We start from the raw sequence: 14,291 nt of genomic DNA on the forward strand, positions 1-14,291 counted from the left end.
CAACCCCAGCGAGGTCCGCCATGCCACTGCGCCTGTCCACCTGGATCGTCCTGTTACTGACCCTGGTCGGCTCCCACGGCCATGCCCAGGGCATCGAAGTGGTCACCGAGGAAACCACCTACGGCTACCTGCGCGATGGCCGGGTGGTCGGACCGGCCAGCGCGGTGGTCGAAGCCACGCTGCAGCGGGCCGGCCTGAACGACTACCACATGGCCGTCTACCCCTGGGCCCGGGCCTACGACATGGCCCTGCAGCAGCCCAACGTGCTGATCTACCTGATCGCCCGCAATCCGGCGCGTGAGCCGCTGTTCCACTGGGTCGGCGAGGTCCTGCGGGTCGAGTACCACCTCTATCGGCTACGCGGCCAGGAGCACATCCAGGTGCACAGCCTGGCCGATGCCAAGCGCTACCGGATCGGCGTGCAACGCGGCGATGTGCGCCAGCAGTACCTCAAGGGTCAGGGCTTCACCAAGCTGGTGGTCTCGGCGCACGAGCGGGAAAACTTTCGCCGGCTGCTCAACCACCAGGTGCAATTGATGCCCCTGCCGGAGCGCGACGCGGCCAAGCTCTGCGCCGAGGCCGGCATCGACCCGGCCAGGCTGGAGCGGGTGTTCACCCTGGACGACCTGGCCACCGGGCTGTACATGGCCTACAGCCGCTCCACCGCCGAGGAGCTGGTGGCCCGCAGCCGCGCCGCATTCGCCAGCCTCGAGGGCGAGGGGCTGGTCAGCCGGATGATGATGGACGCGCCCTGAGGCGCATGGCCGCCGGCATTGGCCGGCGCGCCGAGCAGCGTTCTGTCAGTCCTCGAACTCGTGCTTGACCACCTCGCCGCTGACCGGGTCGAAGTAGATCTCGACCTTGCGCTTGTCCTTGTCGTAGCCGTAGATCTCGTAGCAGTTGCCGCCGGTGACCTTGAATTTCCTGATCTCGTAGCCCTGCAGCACCAGTTCCTGCTGGAAATCATCCTGGTCCTGCCAGGTCGCCTTGTCGGCGGTGGTGCATTCGGTCTTGGCCAGGGCCAGGGGGCTGAGCAGTGCGAGCGACAGGAGCATGAAGCGCATGACGAAATCCTCGTTGGGTGGGACAGCGGGTATGGGAAAACTCTAGCGCAAATATACACGCGAATCATCCTACGAATAGGACTCACTATCAAAAGCGACAAAGGGTCACAGCCCTGCTCCTGGCGCTCGATGGCGCCAGGAGCAGACCGCGTTGCAGCTTAGAAGCTGAAGTCCAGGCGACTCCACAGGGTGCGCCCCGGCTCGCTGAGCGGCTGATCGGCGGGGAAGCCGAAGCCGGCATCGCCGGCGCGATTGAGGTGCTCGCTGTAGTGCTTGTCGAACAGGTTGTCGATGCCGGCGCTGAGCTTGACCTCGCGGCTGATGCGGTACGCCGCGTTGAGCGAGAACACCGCGAAGCCGCTGCTGCTGTCCAGGTCCTGGGCGACCACGTTGCCCCGCTGCAGGTCGACCCGGTGCTGCGCCGCGACCACCCGCCACAGGCCGCCGGCACTCCAGTCGTTCTGTTCATGGGTCAGGCCCAGGCGCGCCTCCAGCGGCGGCATCTGCGCCAGGGCGCGATCGTCGGAGCTGTTCTTGCCCCAGGCATAGGCCAGGCTGGCATCGGTCTTCCAGTGGCTGTCCAGGCGGTAGCTGGCGCCCAGTTCGCCGCCCATGATCCGCGCATCGACGTTGCGCGCCTGGGATTGGCCGCTGCTGTAGTCGAACAGGATGTAGTCGCGCACCTGACCGACATAGGCCGAGGCCCAGGCATCCAGGCGCCGACCGTGGTACTGGATACCGCTATCCAGCTGGGTGGTCTGCTCCGGGCGGATGCCGTCGAAGGCATTCGGGCTGCCCTGCGGACCACTCTTGGCGGAAAACAGCTCCCAGTAATCGGGGAAGCGCTGCACATGGCCGAGGCCGACATAGTAGGTCGCGGGCAGGGCGCCGAGCGACTGCTCGTAGCGCAGGAAACCGCTGGGCAGGGTGTCGCGCCGCGTCGCATCCGCGCTCGGGTTGGCCTTCAGGCTCATGCCGGAACCCAGGGTCTGGCGCAGGTCCTCGGCCTCGGCCCGGTCCAGTCTCGCGCCGCCAATCAGGCGCGCGCCCTGCTGCAGACGCCAGGTCAATTCAGCCAACAGGCCCAGGTTGTGGAACTCGGCGTCCTGGTCACGGGGGAAGCGATCGAAATCGGTGTAGCCGCTCATCATGCTGTAGCGCGAGAGCCGCTTGCGGTGTTCGTTGCGCTGGCCGTCCAGCCCGGCCTCCAGCTTCACGCCCGGCCACTGCCAGGTTCCCAACAGGCGCCCGCCGAGGGTCCGCCGATCGACGTTGGAGGCCATCGACATGCCCATCATGCCCATGCCGGAGGGCGTGCGCAGGCTGAAGTTGTCCATCACGTGGTCGGCGTAGTTGTAATAGAGCTGGCCTTCCAGGCCGCGGAACACCTCGCCGCCGATGTGCTGCTGGAAACGCAGGCCGAGGCTCTCGCGCAAGAACTGGCTGCCGTCCATGCCGCGTCCGGCGTAGCGCGCCTCGCCATCGCCGCGGCCGACGCTGAGCTCGACCAGGGTGTCGGCGTGCGGGGTCCAGCCGAGCAACAGGTCGCTGTTCCACTTGCGCCAGCGCGAGGGCACGGTGTCGCCGTGACCATCGGCATAGTCATCGGCCTGAGCCTCGTTCGCCAGCAGCCTGAGGTAGCCGCTTGCGACGCCCGCGGTGGCATCCAGGCGCCGGTCGAAGCGGCCGTTGGAACCGCCCAGCAGGTTGCCGTCGATGCGCCCGCCCAGTTGCTCGAACGGCTGGGTATCGCGCTCGAAGCGGATGGTCGCCGCCGAGGCGCCCGGGCCCCAGAGCACGGTCTGCGGGCCCTTGATCACGGTCAGGCGATCGAAGTTCTCCGGCGCCAGGTAGGCCGTCGGTGCGTCCATGCGCCCCGGGCAGGCGCCGAGCAGCACCCCACCGTCACTGAGGATGTTCAGCCGCGAGCCGAACAGGCCGCGAAACAGCGGGTCGCCATTGGCCCCGCCATTGCGGATCACGTTGAACCCGGGAATGGTCTTCAGGTAGTCGGCGCCATCGGCCGCAGGGACCGGCTGACGTGGCTGCTTGGGGTCGCTGACCAGGGTGCCGGGCGCCTGCGCCGGGGCACCGGCGCTGATGAGCAATGGCGCCAGCTGCAGCGCCGGCGGCTCGCCGGCCTGGGCCAGGGAGCCGCAGAGCAGCGCCGCGCACAGCGAAATCGAGGAGCAAGCACCGGGGGCAATAGGGGTGAATTTGACTGACATAGGCTTTCCACGCACGAAGAAGGTCGCGTCGCGCCGATGGGCGCAACGAACGAAGTACAAGCAATGACGGTTCGACGATCAGTGCAGAGGCGGGGCGCGGCTGCGCGATCCCGGGAACACCGGCGACGCGGCGCGGCGACACGCGGCGCCAATCGCCGGCTGCGAGCCGCTGAAGCGGTAGGCGTCGGCCAGTTGCGGCGCCAACGCGGTGAGCGCCGGACTGCTCAGCAGCAGGGTGCAGTAGCCGCACTTGGCCCAAGGCGTTTGCTGGCCCTGGGCAGCGGGGCTGTGCCCGCCGGAGCCATCGGCGCAATCCAGCGCCTCTAGCCAGGCCGGCGCGTCGGCCAGCAACGCCTGCGACAGCAGCGGCGCGCACGTCAGCAGCAGCATGGCGCACAGGGCCAGCCAGGCGCCGTGCAGGCGTCCGGCAACGAGGCGACGGGGCGGCATCATCGACGACCGAGCCGGTTAGCGCCGACCGGCGCCGGGCGCCGGCCGATAGCGCTCGCGGCCTATCTCAGTGGGCATGCGCCTCGGCCTTGTCGGTCATGGGCGCCTCTTCCTGCACCGCCACCTCCACCTGCAGGTCGCCGGCCTTCTCGAAGTGCAGGGTCAACGGGAAGCGCTCCCCGGCCTGGGCCTGCCGCTGGAGGCCGAACAGCATCACGTGATAGGCCATGGGCGCGAACTGCACCTCGCCGCCGGCCGGGATCTCCACCGCCTGGACCTGCTGCATCTTCATTACGCCATCGGCATGCAGGTGCTGGTGCAGCTCGGCCTTGGCGGCCAGCGGGGTCTCGGCGCCGAGCAGGCGGTCGGCCTGCCGGCCCTGGTTGTGCACCACGAAGTAGGCCGCGGCGGTCGGCGCCACCGGGGGCATGGCGCGCGACCAGGGGTGTTCGATATGCAGTTGGCCGAGGCTGTACTCGTGGGCATTGGCCAGCAGGCTGGTGCCGAGCAAGGCGGCCAGCAACAGGGGGTTTCTCAGTCTCATGGTCAAGCTCCTTGTGCGGATGAGGTCAGGGGCATGTGGGGTTGAAGGTGCGCTCATGGCTCAGCCCTGCTGCAGGCATGATGGCGCGGCCGGACGCGACAACAGCAGCCGGTCCAGCGCCCAGATCAGCAGCAGCGAGGCGCCGACCAGGGGGAAGGCGACCCCGAGCACGGCCATGATGAGGGTCGCGGTCTTCCAGCGCGGCAGATCGTGGCGCAATGGCGGCACGCCGAAGCGGCCCTGCGGACGGCGCACCCACCACATGAGCAGGCCGCTGATCGCGCTGAGCAGAATCAGCAGGCAGACGCCCAGCATCAGCAGCTGGTTGGCCAGGCCGAACAGCTTGCCCTCGTGCAGCATCACCCCGGTTTCCACGGTTCTGGCCACCGGGCCGTAGTCGCGCCAGCGCACGTCGGCGAGCAGCGCGCCGCTGTACTGATCCAGGTGCAGGGTGGCGTCATCGCGCGGATCGTCGGCGAACAGGGCGACGCTGTACACCCCGCTCTCGCCCTTGGGCAGGCTGATGCTGTAGCCCGGCTGCACGCCGCGTTCGACGGCCGTGTCGACCACCCGCTGCAGGCCGATCCGCGCCGCGTCGGCGCCCTGCGCGGCCGTGGCCTGGCCGTTATGCGCGGCGTGCGGGTCGGAGACCGGCAGCGGCGTGACCTCCGCGGCCCAGGCCACGGTCTGCCGGCTGGCGCTGTTGAGGCTGCCGGCCTGCAGGTCGGACTTGGGCACCGCGTCCCACATGGCCGCGGGGAAGTGGTTCCAGGCGCCGGCGAACTGTGCGCCCCAGAAACCGGTCCAGGTCATCCCGGTCAGCAGCATGAACAGCAGCGCCAGCGAGCCCCAGAAGCCGCTGACCGCATGCAGGTCGCGCCAGAACAGCCGGCCGCGGCTGCGCAGGCGCGGCCACAGCACCCCGGCGCCGCCGCTGCCGCGCGGCCACCAGAGGTACAGGCCGGAGACCAGCAGGACGATGCCCCAGCCGGCGGCCAGTTCGATCAGCCGGTCGCCCACCGTGCCGATCATCAGCTCGCCGTGCAGCCGCCGGGCGATGGCCTGCAGGGTGCCCCGGGCATCCTGGCTGCCGAGCAACGTGCCGCGGTAGGGATCGACGAACAGGTTGAGCTCCAGCCCGCCCTGGTCGACCACGAACTGGGCACTGCGCCCCTGCGCCGGCGGCGGCAGGTACTGCCTGACCGTCGCCTGCGGGTAGGCCTGGCGCACCAGCGCCAGTTGCCGGTCGGCATCCAGGCGCTGCTCGGCCACCGGCACCTGCAGCAGCTCGGGGTACATCAGCGCATCCAGTTGCGGCTTGAACAGGTAGACGATCCCGGTCAGCGACAACAGGATCAGAAAGGGAATGACGAACAGCCCGGCATAGAAATGCCAGCGCCAGGCCAGGTTGTAGAAAGAAGGGGTAGACCCTTTCATGGCTCGATTCCTTGCAATTGCCAGGCGATGAGCGGCAGGGACACGGCACAGGGCCACGCATAAGGGCGCAGTCGATGTGACCGGCAAGACTTCGCTCGATGTCGTTATGGATCGACCGTGGCGCCTGGGCGCAACGGTTCAGAGCGGGCTCAGGCGAGCCAGGGAGAAGCGCGGGGGTTGGCCGAGGGCCACTGGTAACGCAGCGGTCGCGGCGCGAAAGAAGGCAGCGCGAAGCGCTGGCGGGCGACCTCCAGCAACCCGAGCAGGCCGAAGAAGGCCGCCAGGATCAGCGCACCGAAGGTGGAGCAGAGCGAACAGCCCGAGCCGGTGGCCGGGTTGACCGCGGCGATACCGGAACCGGACAGATCGGCGCCGGCGCCGACATTGCCCTCGAAGGAGCAATACTGGCCATCCAGGCCGCTGAGCTGCAGGCCGGCCATCTGGCCGTGGCCGATGCTGCAGGCGAGCGCACTGAACAGGACACTGAAGTACAGGATCCAGGCGATCAGCGAGCGGTCGGTGCGGGCCATTTTCATGGGCGCGACTCTAGCAGCTGGCGCCACCTGGCGAATAGCCACTGGCCGTGGCCGATTGCCGCGGTGGTCCTCGCATGGCCTGCCGAGCGGTAGCCCACGGCTCGGGTAAACTGCTCCGCTGTGCGCTAGCATGAAGCCGCAGGCCTGCGGACAGACCCGCGGGCCTGGTCCCCATCTCCTCACTCGGCGGTTAAGGATGCGACCCGACCTGCTTGCCTCCCTGCGCCTGGCTGGCTGCTATGCCCTGTTCAGCGCCGCCTGGATTCTCTCTAGCGACTACCTGCTGCTGACCATCACCAGTGACAGCAACCTGGTTGCGCGCCTGCAGACCACCAAGGGCATCACCTTCGTGCTGCTCAGCAGCCTGTTGATCTTCCTGCTCAGCCATCGCGACCGCCAGGCCCAGCGCCAGCTGCTCGACGCCCTGACCCACAACGCCCGCCTGTTGCAACAGGCCCAGCGCACCGCGGCCCTGGGCAGCTGGGAATATGCCGGACACTTCCACTGGAGCGACGAGGCCCTGCGCCTGCTCGGTCGCGACCCGGGCTGCCGCCACAGCGACCTGGAACAGTTTCTCGGCTGGCTCCACCCAGCCGAGCGGGGCGCCGTGCAGCGCGCCTTCCTGAGCCTGTTCGAACAGCAGCTGCCGCTGGCCATCGCCGCCCGCCTGCACCAGCCGCACCGGGACCAGGCGCCCTGGCTGATGCTGCGCGGCGAGGTGGACGGCAGCGGGCAGATTCTCGGCACCGTGCAAGACATCAGCAGCCAGAAGCGCGATGAGGCGGCCCTGCGCGAGAGCGAACGGCGCTTTCGCCAGCTGTTCGAGCAGACCCCGCACATCGCCGTGCAGGGCTATGACCGCGAGCACCGGGTGATCTACTGGAACCAGGCCAGTGCCCAGCTGTATGGCTACAGCCTGCAGGAGGCGATCGGCAAACGCCTGGAGGAGCTGATAGTCCCGCCGGCCAATCGCAGCCAGGTCAGCGGTGCGATCAACCGCTGGATGCTCGGCGGCTCGCCCATCCCCCCTGCCGAGCTGCAGCTGCAACGCAAGGACGGCAGCCCGGTGTGGGTCTACTCCAGCCACTCGATGCTGCGCAACAGCCGGGGCCAGACCGAGCTGTACTGCATCGATGTCGACCTCAGCGGGCAGAAGCAGGTCAATGACGAGCTGCACTCCAGCGAGACGCGCTACCGGCAACTGGTCGAACAGCTCAGCGATGTCATCTTCAGCCTCGACCGGCAGGGCCAGCTGAGCTTCCTCAACCCGGCCTGGGAAAGGCTCAGCGGCTACAAGCTGCACGAGTGCCTCGGCCGTCCCCTGGGGCAGTTTCTGCAGCCACAGGATAGTGCCCGCCTGACCCAGCAACTGGGCAGCCTCGGCCATGGCCAGCAGAGCACCCTGCGTGGCGAATACCGCCTGCTGAGCCGCGGCGGCCAGCTGCGCTGGGTCGAGCTGCAGCTCAACCGCTGCCTGCCGGACGACGGCCTGCATGGCTGCCTGCGCGACATCCACGAACGCCATCAGGGCCAGTTGCTGCAACAGGCGCGTAATTCGGTGCTCGACGAACTGCTCGGGCGCCGTCCACTGCGCCAGGTGCTCGACGGCATCAGCCGCCGCCTGCAGACGCTGAGCCCGCCGATGCGCGTGTCGATCATGCTGCTGGACCAGCAGATGTGCCTGTCGGTGGCGGCGGCGCCGAGCCTGCCCGCCGACTACCTCGATGCCATCGACGGCATTGCCGCGGCCCGCGAAATCGGCTCCTGCGGGCACTCCGCCTACAGCGGCGAGCTGGTCATCGCCGAAGACCTCGAGACCCATCCCTACTGGCGCGACTACCGCGCCCTCGCCCAGGCGGCCGGGCTAGCGGCCTGCTGGTCGCTGCCGTTCAAGGATGACCACGGCCGGGTGCTCGGCACCTTCGGCATCTACTACGACAAGCCGGCCCGACCGAGCAACGCCGATATCGCCCTGGTCACCGAATTCACCCGCCTGGCCAGCCTGGCCGTGCAGCAGCACGAGCAAGACCGCCAGCTCGCCACCCCGGCCCAGTGAGCCAGGGCCCCGGGCTTGTCGCAGATCAGTAAAAGCGTCACAGACGCCGACTAGAATCAGCAATCGATGCCCACCCCTGCCGGGCCTGCACCGCGCGAAGCGGCGCCGCCACCGGCAACCACGAACCACCCAGGTTGGAGTCGCCGATGAACGTCCAGATCCAGCAAGTGCACACGCCCCAGGGACTCCGTTGGCAGGTAAGCCTCGATCAGCACACCGTGGTCTTCGCCAGCGAAGTCGAAGCCCGCCAGTTTGTCGCCACCCTGCAGACTCGCCTGCAGGCCCCCCACCTCCTGCCCGAGCACGAACAGCGCGTGGCCAGCTGAGGCGAGCCTGACCTACAACAGGCCGGCGCGCCGCTCCGCCCGGCGGGTCAGGCGCGAAAACAGCACCGCCAGCACCCCGCAGACACAGATCACCAGGGCCATCGGCCGGGCGCTGCCGTCGTGCAGCAGGCCGACCGTGGCCGCGGCGCTGGCGGCCAAGGTGAATTGCAGGCTGCCGAGCAGCGCCGAGGCACTGCCGGAGCGCTGGCCCTGGCCAGCCATGGCGCAGGCCGAGGTATTGGGCAGCAGTACGCCGAGGCTGGCCATGCAACCGAACAGCGGCAGCAGCAACGGCCACAGCGCCGCCGGCCGGGCCAGCGCGACACCGAGCAACACCGTGCCACAGGCCAGGTAGAACCACACCAGCCGGCGCAGCCAGTGGCCCGGGCCATGGCGGGCCACCAGCCAGGCATTGACCTGCGCCGCCAGGATGAAGCCCAGCGCGTTGCTGCCGAACAGCCAGCCATAATGCTCGGCCGGCACCCCGTAGAGCTCGATGAAGACGAAGGGCGAGCCGGCGATGTAGGCGAACATCCCGGCGATGGCCAGGCCGCCGGTCAGGGCATGGCCGAGGAACGGCCAGTCGCCCAGCAGCCGGCGGTACTCGCCCAGGGCGCCGCGCAATGGCGCCGCCCGACCATCCCCGGCCAGGGTTTCCGGCAGCCACAGGGCCACCGCCAGCAGGCACAGGCCGGCGAACAGCGCCAGGCAGAGGAAGATCGACTGCCAGCCGAGGGTGCTGAGCAGCAGGCCGCCGCCCAGCGGCGCGAGAATCGGCGCCACCCCCATCACCAGCATCAGCTGGGAGAACACCCTGGCCGAGTTGACCGGGTCACAGAGGTCGCGGACCACCGCGCGGTTGATCACCATGCCGGCACAACCGCCGAGGGCCTGGACGAAGCGCGCGCCGATCAGCCATTCCAGGCTCGGCGCCAGGGCGCAGGCCAGCGAAGCCAGGCCGAACAGCAGCACGCCGGCCAACAGCGGCTTGCGTCGGCCGAAACGATCGGCGAGCGGCCCGTAGATCAGCTGGCCGATGGCGATGCCGATGAAATAGGACGCCAGCGACAGCTGCACGTGCTCGACGTCGGTGCTGAAGGCCCGCGCCAGGGTCGGGAAACTGGGCAGGTAGAAGTCGATGGCCAGGGGGCCGAAGGCGCTCAGGGCGCCGAGGATCAGGATGAGGCGTAACGGCATGGAAGTCCCAAAAGGTTCGGCTGACGGGGGCGGCCGTGGCGCACCGGGACGGCGCATGTTGCGCCGTGCTTTGCTGCCCCCGCCCGACCGGGGCTAGGAGTCGACGAGATCCTGCTCGACCGGCTTGCGCTTGCCGCCGAGCTTTTCCGCCAGGGATTCCACCAGCAGGTAGAACATAGGGATCAGGAAAATCGCCAGCAGGGTGGCCGCGAGCATGCCGCCGATCACCCCGGTGCCGATCGAGTGGCGGCTGGCCGAGCCGGCGCCGCTGCTGATGGCCAGCGGCACCACACCGAGGATGAACGCCAGCGAGGTCATGATGATCGGCCGGAAACGCAGGCGCGAGGCCTCCAGCGCCGACTCGAGGATGCCCATGCCCTGCTGCCGGCAGAGCACCGCGAACTCGACGATGAGAATGGCGTTCTTCGCCGCCAGGCCGATCAGGGTGATCAGGCCGACCTGGAAGTACAGATCGTTCTCGATGCCGCGCAGCCAGACTGCGAGGATCGCGCCGAACACCGCGAAGGGCACCGCGGTGACCACCGCCAGCGGCAGGGTCCAGCGCTCGTACTGGGCGGCTAGGATGAGGAACACCATGATCAGGCCGAAGACGAAGGCGCTGCTGCCCGAGCCCTGGGTGGCCAGCTCCTGGAAGGCCGAGCCGGTCCAGCCGATGCTGTAGTCGCTGCCCAGCACCTCATCGGCCACCGCCTGGATCGCCGCCAGCGCCTCGCCGGAGCTGTAGCCTGGCGCCGGCCCGCCGAGGATCTTCGCTGCCGGGTAGACGTTGAAGCGCGCATAGGTGTCCGGACCGAGGATGCGCTCGACCTTGACCAGGGTCGACAGCGACACCAGCTCGCCACTGGCCGAACGCACGTAGACCTGGGCCAGGTCCTCCGGCTTGCGCCTGAACTCCGACTCGGACTGCAGGCTGACCTGGAAGGTGCGCCCGTACAGGCTGAAGTCGTTGACGTAGTAGCTGCCGAAGGTCGCCTGCATGGCGGTGAACACGTCGCTGATCGACACCCCGAGGGCGCGGGCCTTGGTGCGGTCGAGATCGATGTAGTACTGCGGCACGTTGGCGCTGAAGGTGCTCTGCACCCCGGCCAGTTCCGGGCGCTGGCGCGCCGCGGCGAGGAAGGCGCCGACCCGCTCGGCCAGCTGCGCGGTGCTGCCGCCGCTGCGGTCCTGGATATAGCCCTCGAAACCGCCGGTGGTGCTCATGCCGGTGATCGGCGGCGGGTTGAAGGTCATCACCACACCATCTTTCTGCGCCGCGCCCATGGTCATGAACTCGCGGGTCAGGTTGCGCGCGTCCAGTTCCGGCGTGGTCCGCTCGCTCCAGTCCTTGAGCGGCACGAAGGACACCCCGGCGTTGCTGCGGGTGCCGAAGGTGAGGATGTCGAAACCGGCGAAGGTCACCACGTCCTGCACCGCCGGGTGCTCCATCAGCTGCTCGGTCACTGCGCTGGTGAGCTTCTCGGTGCGGGTCAGCGAGGCCGCCGGCGGCAGGAAGTAGGCGTTGATCACATAGCCCTGGTCTTCGCTGGGCACCAGCGAACTGGGCACCCGGCCGAACAGCACGACCATCAGCGCGATCATCGCGCCGAACAGCAGCAGGCCCACCGCCGAGCGCTTGAGGAAGAAGCGCACACCGGCGGTATAGCCCGCGGTCAGGCGGTCGAAGCCCCGGTTGAACAGGCGGAACGGCGCCGCCGGCTGCTGATGGCCAGGCTTGAGCAGCAGGGCGCAAAGCGCCGGGCTCAGGGTCAGCGCGACTATGCCGGAGATCACCACCGACACGGCGATGGTGATGGCGAACTGTTTGTACATCTCCCCGGCCAGGCCGCCGAGGAAGCCCACCGGCACGAACACCGCGCAGAGCACCAGGACGATGGCGACGATCGGCCCGGTGACCTCCTGCATGGCCTTGATGGTCGCCGCGCGCGGGCCGACCTTGTCCTCGTTCATTACCCGCTCGACGTTTTCGATCACCACGATGGCGTCGTCCACCACGATGCCGATGGCCAGCACCATACCGAACAGGGTCAGCAGATTGATGGAGAAGCCGAGCAGGTACATGCCGGCGAAGGTGCCGATCAGCGACACCGGGATCGCCAGCACCGGAATCAGGGTGGCGCGCCAGTTCTGCAGGAACACGAAGACCACCAGCACCACCAGCACCAGGGCCTCGACGAAGGTGTGGATCACCTCCTGGATCGACACCCGGACGAACTTGGTGGTGTCGTAGGGAATCTTGTAGGTGATGCCCTCGGGGAAGTGCTGCGACAGCCGCGCCAGGGTGCTCTGCACCGCGGCGGCGGTGTCCAGGGCATTGGCGCCCGGCTGCAGGTAGATGCCGAAGGCGGCGTTCTGCTGGCCGTTGAGCGAGGTCATCAGCGAATAGTCCTGGGCGCCCAGCTCGACCCGTGCGACGTCCTTCAGGCGCAGGCTGGCGCCGGTTTCATCGGCGCGCAGGATCACGTTCTCGAACTCGGCCGGATCGGTGAAGCGGCCCTGGGTGGTCACCGTGTAGGTGAAATCCTGCTCCTGCTGCAGCGGCTGCTGGCCGAAGCTGCCGGCGGCGAACTGCGAGTTCTGCTCGCGGATCGCGGCGACCACGTCGCTGGGGGTCAGGTTGTACTGCGCCAGCTTGTCCGGGCGCAGCCAGATGCGCATGGAGTAATCCTTGGAGCCGAACTGGCGGGCATCGCCGACCCCTGGCAGGCGCTTGAGCTCGTCGATCACGTTGATCAGCGCGTAGTTGCTGATGTAGACCGGGTCGCGCGAGCCGTCCGGCGAGTAGAGCACCACCACCTGGAGGATGTCCGAGGACTTCTTCTCGACCTTGACCCCCTGCCGGCGGACCTCCTCCGGCAGCTTGGCCAGGGCCGCCTGGACCCGGTTGTTGACGTCGATGGTGGCCTGGTCCGGATCGGTGCCGACCTGGAAATACACCGACAGGCTCATGGCGTTGCCGCCGGAGTTGGACTGCTGGTAGATCATCCCCTCGACGCCGTTGATCGACTGTTCCAGCGGCGCCGCCACGGTCTCGGCGATCACCTGGGCGCTGGCACCCGAATAGCTGGCGCTGACCGACACCTGCGGCGGCAGGATCTGCGGGTACTGGGCGATGGGCAATTCGCGCATGGCCATCAGCCCGGCCAGCACGATGATGATGGATATGACCGCGGCGAATACCGGGCGGTCGATAGAGAAGCGTGAGATCACCGGATACGCTCCTTAGGATTGCTTGGCGGTGGCTGGGGCGGGCTCGGCGACCTTCACCGGCGTATCCGGGCGCACCTTGGCCAGCCCCTCGACGATCACCCGGTCACCTTCGCCGATGCCCGACTCGACCACCCAGCGACCCTGGGCCGTGCGCCCGGTGGTGACCTGGCGGACCCGCGCGACATCCTGCTCATCGACCACGTAGACGAAGGTGCCGGCCGGCCCCTGGGCCACCGCCCGCTCCGGCACGGTGATCGCGTGGGGCAGGCTGACACCCTTGACCAGGACGCTGACGAACTGACCGGGCAGCAGTTTCTGCTCCGGGTTGGGCACCACGGCGCGGGCGCTGACGGTGCCGGTGCTGCGGTCGACCAGGCTGCCGGTGAAGTCGACCTTGCCCTCCAGCGGGTAGCGCGAGCCGTCGCCGAACTTGACCTGCACGCGCATCTGCTCGCCCTGCTGGACCAGCGCACCACTCTGCAGACCGCCGCGCAGGCTCTCCACATCGCTGTCGGGGGCGGCGAAGTTGACATAGATGGGATCGAGCTGGGTGATGTTGGTCAGCAGGCTGGCATTCGGGTCGCCGGCCACCATCAGGCTGCCCTCGGACACGGTTTCCTTGCTGGTGATGCCGGAGATCGGCGCCCTCACCGTGCAGTAGTCGAGGTCGATCTGCTTGGACTGCACCTCGGCCTCGGCCGCCTGGATGTTGGCCTTGCTCTGCTCGAAGTTGGAGATGGCGTTGTCCAGTTCGCTCTCGCTGGCGTAGCCCTTCTTCTGCAGCTCGCGGATGCGCTTGAGGTCGCGCTCGGTCTGCCGGTAACGCGCCTGCTCCTGGGCCAGCGCCGCCTTGGCCCGGGCCAGGGCGGCCTGGTAGGTGCGCGGGTCGATGCGGAACATCACCTGGCCCTGTTTGACCGCGCTGCCTTCCAGGTAGGTGCGCTCCTGGAGGATGCCGCTGACCTGGGCGCGCACCTGCACCTCGCGAAAGCCGGCGGTACGCGCCGAGTACTCCAGCTCCAGCTCCAGCGGCGCGGCCTTGGCGGTCTCCACCAGCACCTCGGGCGCAGGCGGCGCATCGGCGCCCGACGCATCGGCGCCCGACGCATCGGCGGCCTGGGCCAGGGGCAACAACGCGGCAACGGTGAAAACCCCAAGGAAACGAGGCAATAGACGGGCAAAGGACATAGGTGTCTCCGGGGCAACGCGAGGCGCACGACAA

At 68.4% G+C, this 14,291-nt stretch carries 12 protein-coding genes; 3 read left to right on the forward strand and 9 right to left on the reverse strand.

Annotated features, from left to right (window positions below; all coding sequences use genetic code 11):
- Positions 1 to 20: 20 nt before the first annotated feature.
- Positions 21 to 755, forward strand: a complete 735-nt coding sequence (locus AB5S05_RS18715; protein ID WP_369289038.1) for a substrate-binding periplasmic protein — start codon at positions 21 to 23, stop codon at positions 753 to 755.
- A 45-nt stretch (positions 756 to 800) separates the two neighbouring features.
- Here AB5S05_RS18715 and AB5S05_RS18720 read toward each other — a convergent pair whose 3' ends face one another.
- From AB5S05_RS18720 to AB5S05_RS18745, 6 genes are all read right to left on the reverse strand, one after another.
- Positions 801 to 1,064 carry a PepSY domain-containing protein gene (locus tag AB5S05_RS18720; RefSeq protein ID WP_369289039.1) on the reverse strand — a complete coding sequence of 88 codons (264 nt, stop codon included), beginning with the start codon at positions 1,062 to 1,064 and terminating at the stop codon, positions 801 to 803.
- A 158-nt stretch (positions 1,065 to 1,222) separates the two neighbouring features.
- Complete coding sequence (locus AB5S05_RS18725) at positions 1,223 to 3,292, reverse strand: TonB-dependent copper receptor (RefSeq protein ID WP_369289040.1); 2,070 nt, start codon at positions 3,290 to 3,292, stop codon at positions 1,223 to 1,225.
- Between the two features lie 78 nt (positions 3,293 to 3,370).
- On the reverse strand, positions 3,371 to 3,745 hold the full coding sequence (locus tag AB5S05_RS18730; protein WP_369289041.1) for a DUF2946 domain-containing protein: 375 nt from the start codon (positions 3,743 to 3,745) through the stop codon (positions 3,371 to 3,373).
- Between the two features lie 64 nt (positions 3,746 to 3,809).
- Positions 3,810 to 4,286 carry a copper chaperone PCu(A)C gene (locus AB5S05_RS18735; protein WP_369289042.1) on the reverse strand — a complete coding sequence of 159 codons (477 nt, stop codon included), beginning with the start codon at positions 4,284 to 4,286 and terminating at the stop codon, positions 3,810 to 3,812.
- A gap of 60 nt (positions 4,287 to 4,346) precedes the next feature.
- Entirely contained in the window at positions 4,347 to 5,723 is a 1,377-nt protein-coding gene (locus tag AB5S05_RS18740) for a PepSY-associated TM helix domain-containing protein (protein WP_369289043.1), read from the reverse strand.
- 149 nt (positions 5,724 to 5,872) lie between these two features.
- The gene (locus AB5S05_RS18745) at positions 5,873 to 6,259 is read right to left on the reverse strand and encodes a DUF2946 domain-containing protein (RefSeq protein WP_369289044.1); all 387 of its coding nucleotides are present in this window, start codon (positions 6,257 to 6,259) and stop codon (positions 5,873 to 5,875) included.
- A 196-nt stretch (positions 6,260 to 6,455) separates the two neighbouring features.
- Between AB5S05_RS18745 and AB5S05_RS18750 the strand changes: the two genes are divergently transcribed.
- Together AB5S05_RS18750 and AB5S05_RS18755 are read left to right on the forward strand one after the other, a co-directional pair.
- Positions 6,456 to 8,315, forward strand: a complete 1,860-nt coding sequence (locus tag AB5S05_RS18750) for a PAS domain S-box protein (RefSeq protein ID WP_369289045.1) — start codon at positions 6,456 to 6,458, stop codon at positions 8,313 to 8,315.
- Positions 8,316 to 8,461: 146 nt separating this feature from the next.
- Positions 8,462 to 8,641, forward strand: coding sequence for a hypothetical protein (locus tag AB5S05_RS18755; protein WP_369289046.1), 180 nt, complete (start codon positions 8,462 to 8,464; stop codon positions 8,639 to 8,641).
- A gap of 12 nt (positions 8,642 to 8,653) precedes the next feature.
- Here the strand turns inward: AB5S05_RS18755 and AB5S05_RS18760 are convergent, their stop codons facing one another.
- From AB5S05_RS18760 to AB5S05_RS18770, 3 genes are all read right to left on the reverse strand, one after another.
- The gene (locus tag AB5S05_RS18760; protein WP_369289047.1) at positions 8,654 to 9,838 is read right to left on the reverse strand and encodes a multidrug effflux MFS transporter; all 1,185 of its coding nucleotides are present in this window, start codon (positions 9,836 to 9,838) and stop codon (positions 8,654 to 8,656) included.
- A 93-nt stretch (positions 9,839 to 9,931) separates the two neighbouring features.
- Positions 9,932 to 13,069 carry an efflux RND transporter permease subunit gene (locus tag AB5S05_RS18765; protein WP_369289048.1) on the reverse strand — a complete coding sequence of 1,046 codons (3,138 nt, stop codon included), beginning with the start codon at positions 13,067 to 13,069 and terminating at the stop codon, positions 9,932 to 9,934.
- 12 nt (positions 13,070 to 13,081) lie between these two features.
- Positions 13,082 to 14,257, reverse strand: coding sequence for an efflux RND transporter periplasmic adaptor subunit (locus tag AB5S05_RS18770; RefSeq protein ID WP_369289049.1), 1,176 nt, complete (start codon positions 14,255 to 14,257; stop codon positions 13,082 to 13,084).
- Positions 14,258 to 14,291 lie beyond the last annotated feature (34 nt).

It is taken from the genome of Pseudomonas zhanjiangensis (assembly GCF_041027545.1).
Taxonomy (GTDB): Bacteria; Pseudomonadota; Gammaproteobacteria; order Pseudomonadales; family Pseudomonadaceae; genus Aquipseudomonas; species Aquipseudomonas zhanjiangensis.

Coding starts and splice junctions, on each gene's coding strand:
- AB5S05_RS18725 (WP_369289040.1), bottom strand. CDS start 3,292: ATGTCAGTCAAATTCACCCCTATTGCCCCCGGTGCTTGCTCCTCGATT.
- AB5S05_RS18735 (WP_369289042.1), bottom strand. CDS start 4,286: ATGAGACTGAGAAACCCCCTGTTGCTGGCCGCCTTGCTCGGCACCAGC.
- AB5S05_RS18750 (WP_369289045.1), top strand. CDS start 6,456: ATGCGACCCGACCTGCTTGCCTCCCTGCGCCTGGCTGGCTGCTATGCC.
- AB5S05_RS18770 (WP_369289049.1), bottom strand. CDS start 14,257: ATGTCCTTTGCCCGTCTATTGCCTCGTTTCCTTGGGGTTTTCACCGTT.
- AB5S05_RS18715 (WP_369289038.1), top strand. CDS start 21: ATGCCACTGCGCCTGTCCACCTGGATCGTCCTGTTACTGACCCTGGTC.
- AB5S05_RS18745 (WP_369289044.1), bottom strand. CDS start 6,259: ATGAAAATGGCCCGCACCGACCGCTCGCTGATCGCCTGGATCCTGTAC.
- AB5S05_RS18760 (WP_369289047.1), bottom strand. CDS start 9,838: ATGCCGTTACGCCTCATCCTGATCCTCGGCGCCCTGAGCGCCTTCGGC.
- AB5S05_RS18740 (WP_369289043.1), bottom strand. CDS start 5,723: ATGAAAGGGTCTACCCCTTCTTTCTACAACCTGGCCTGGCGCTGGCAT.
- AB5S05_RS18730 (WP_369289041.1), bottom strand. CDS start 3,745: ATGATGCCGCCCCGTCGCCTCGTTGCCGGACGCCTGCACGGCGCCTGG.
- AB5S05_RS18755 (WP_369289046.1), top strand. CDS start 8,462: ATGAACGTCCAGATCCAGCAAGTGCACACGCCCCAGGGACTCCGTTGG.
- AB5S05_RS18720 (WP_369289039.1), bottom strand. CDS start 1,064: ATGCGCTTCATGCTCCTGTCGCTCGCACTGCTCAGCCCCCTGGCCCTG.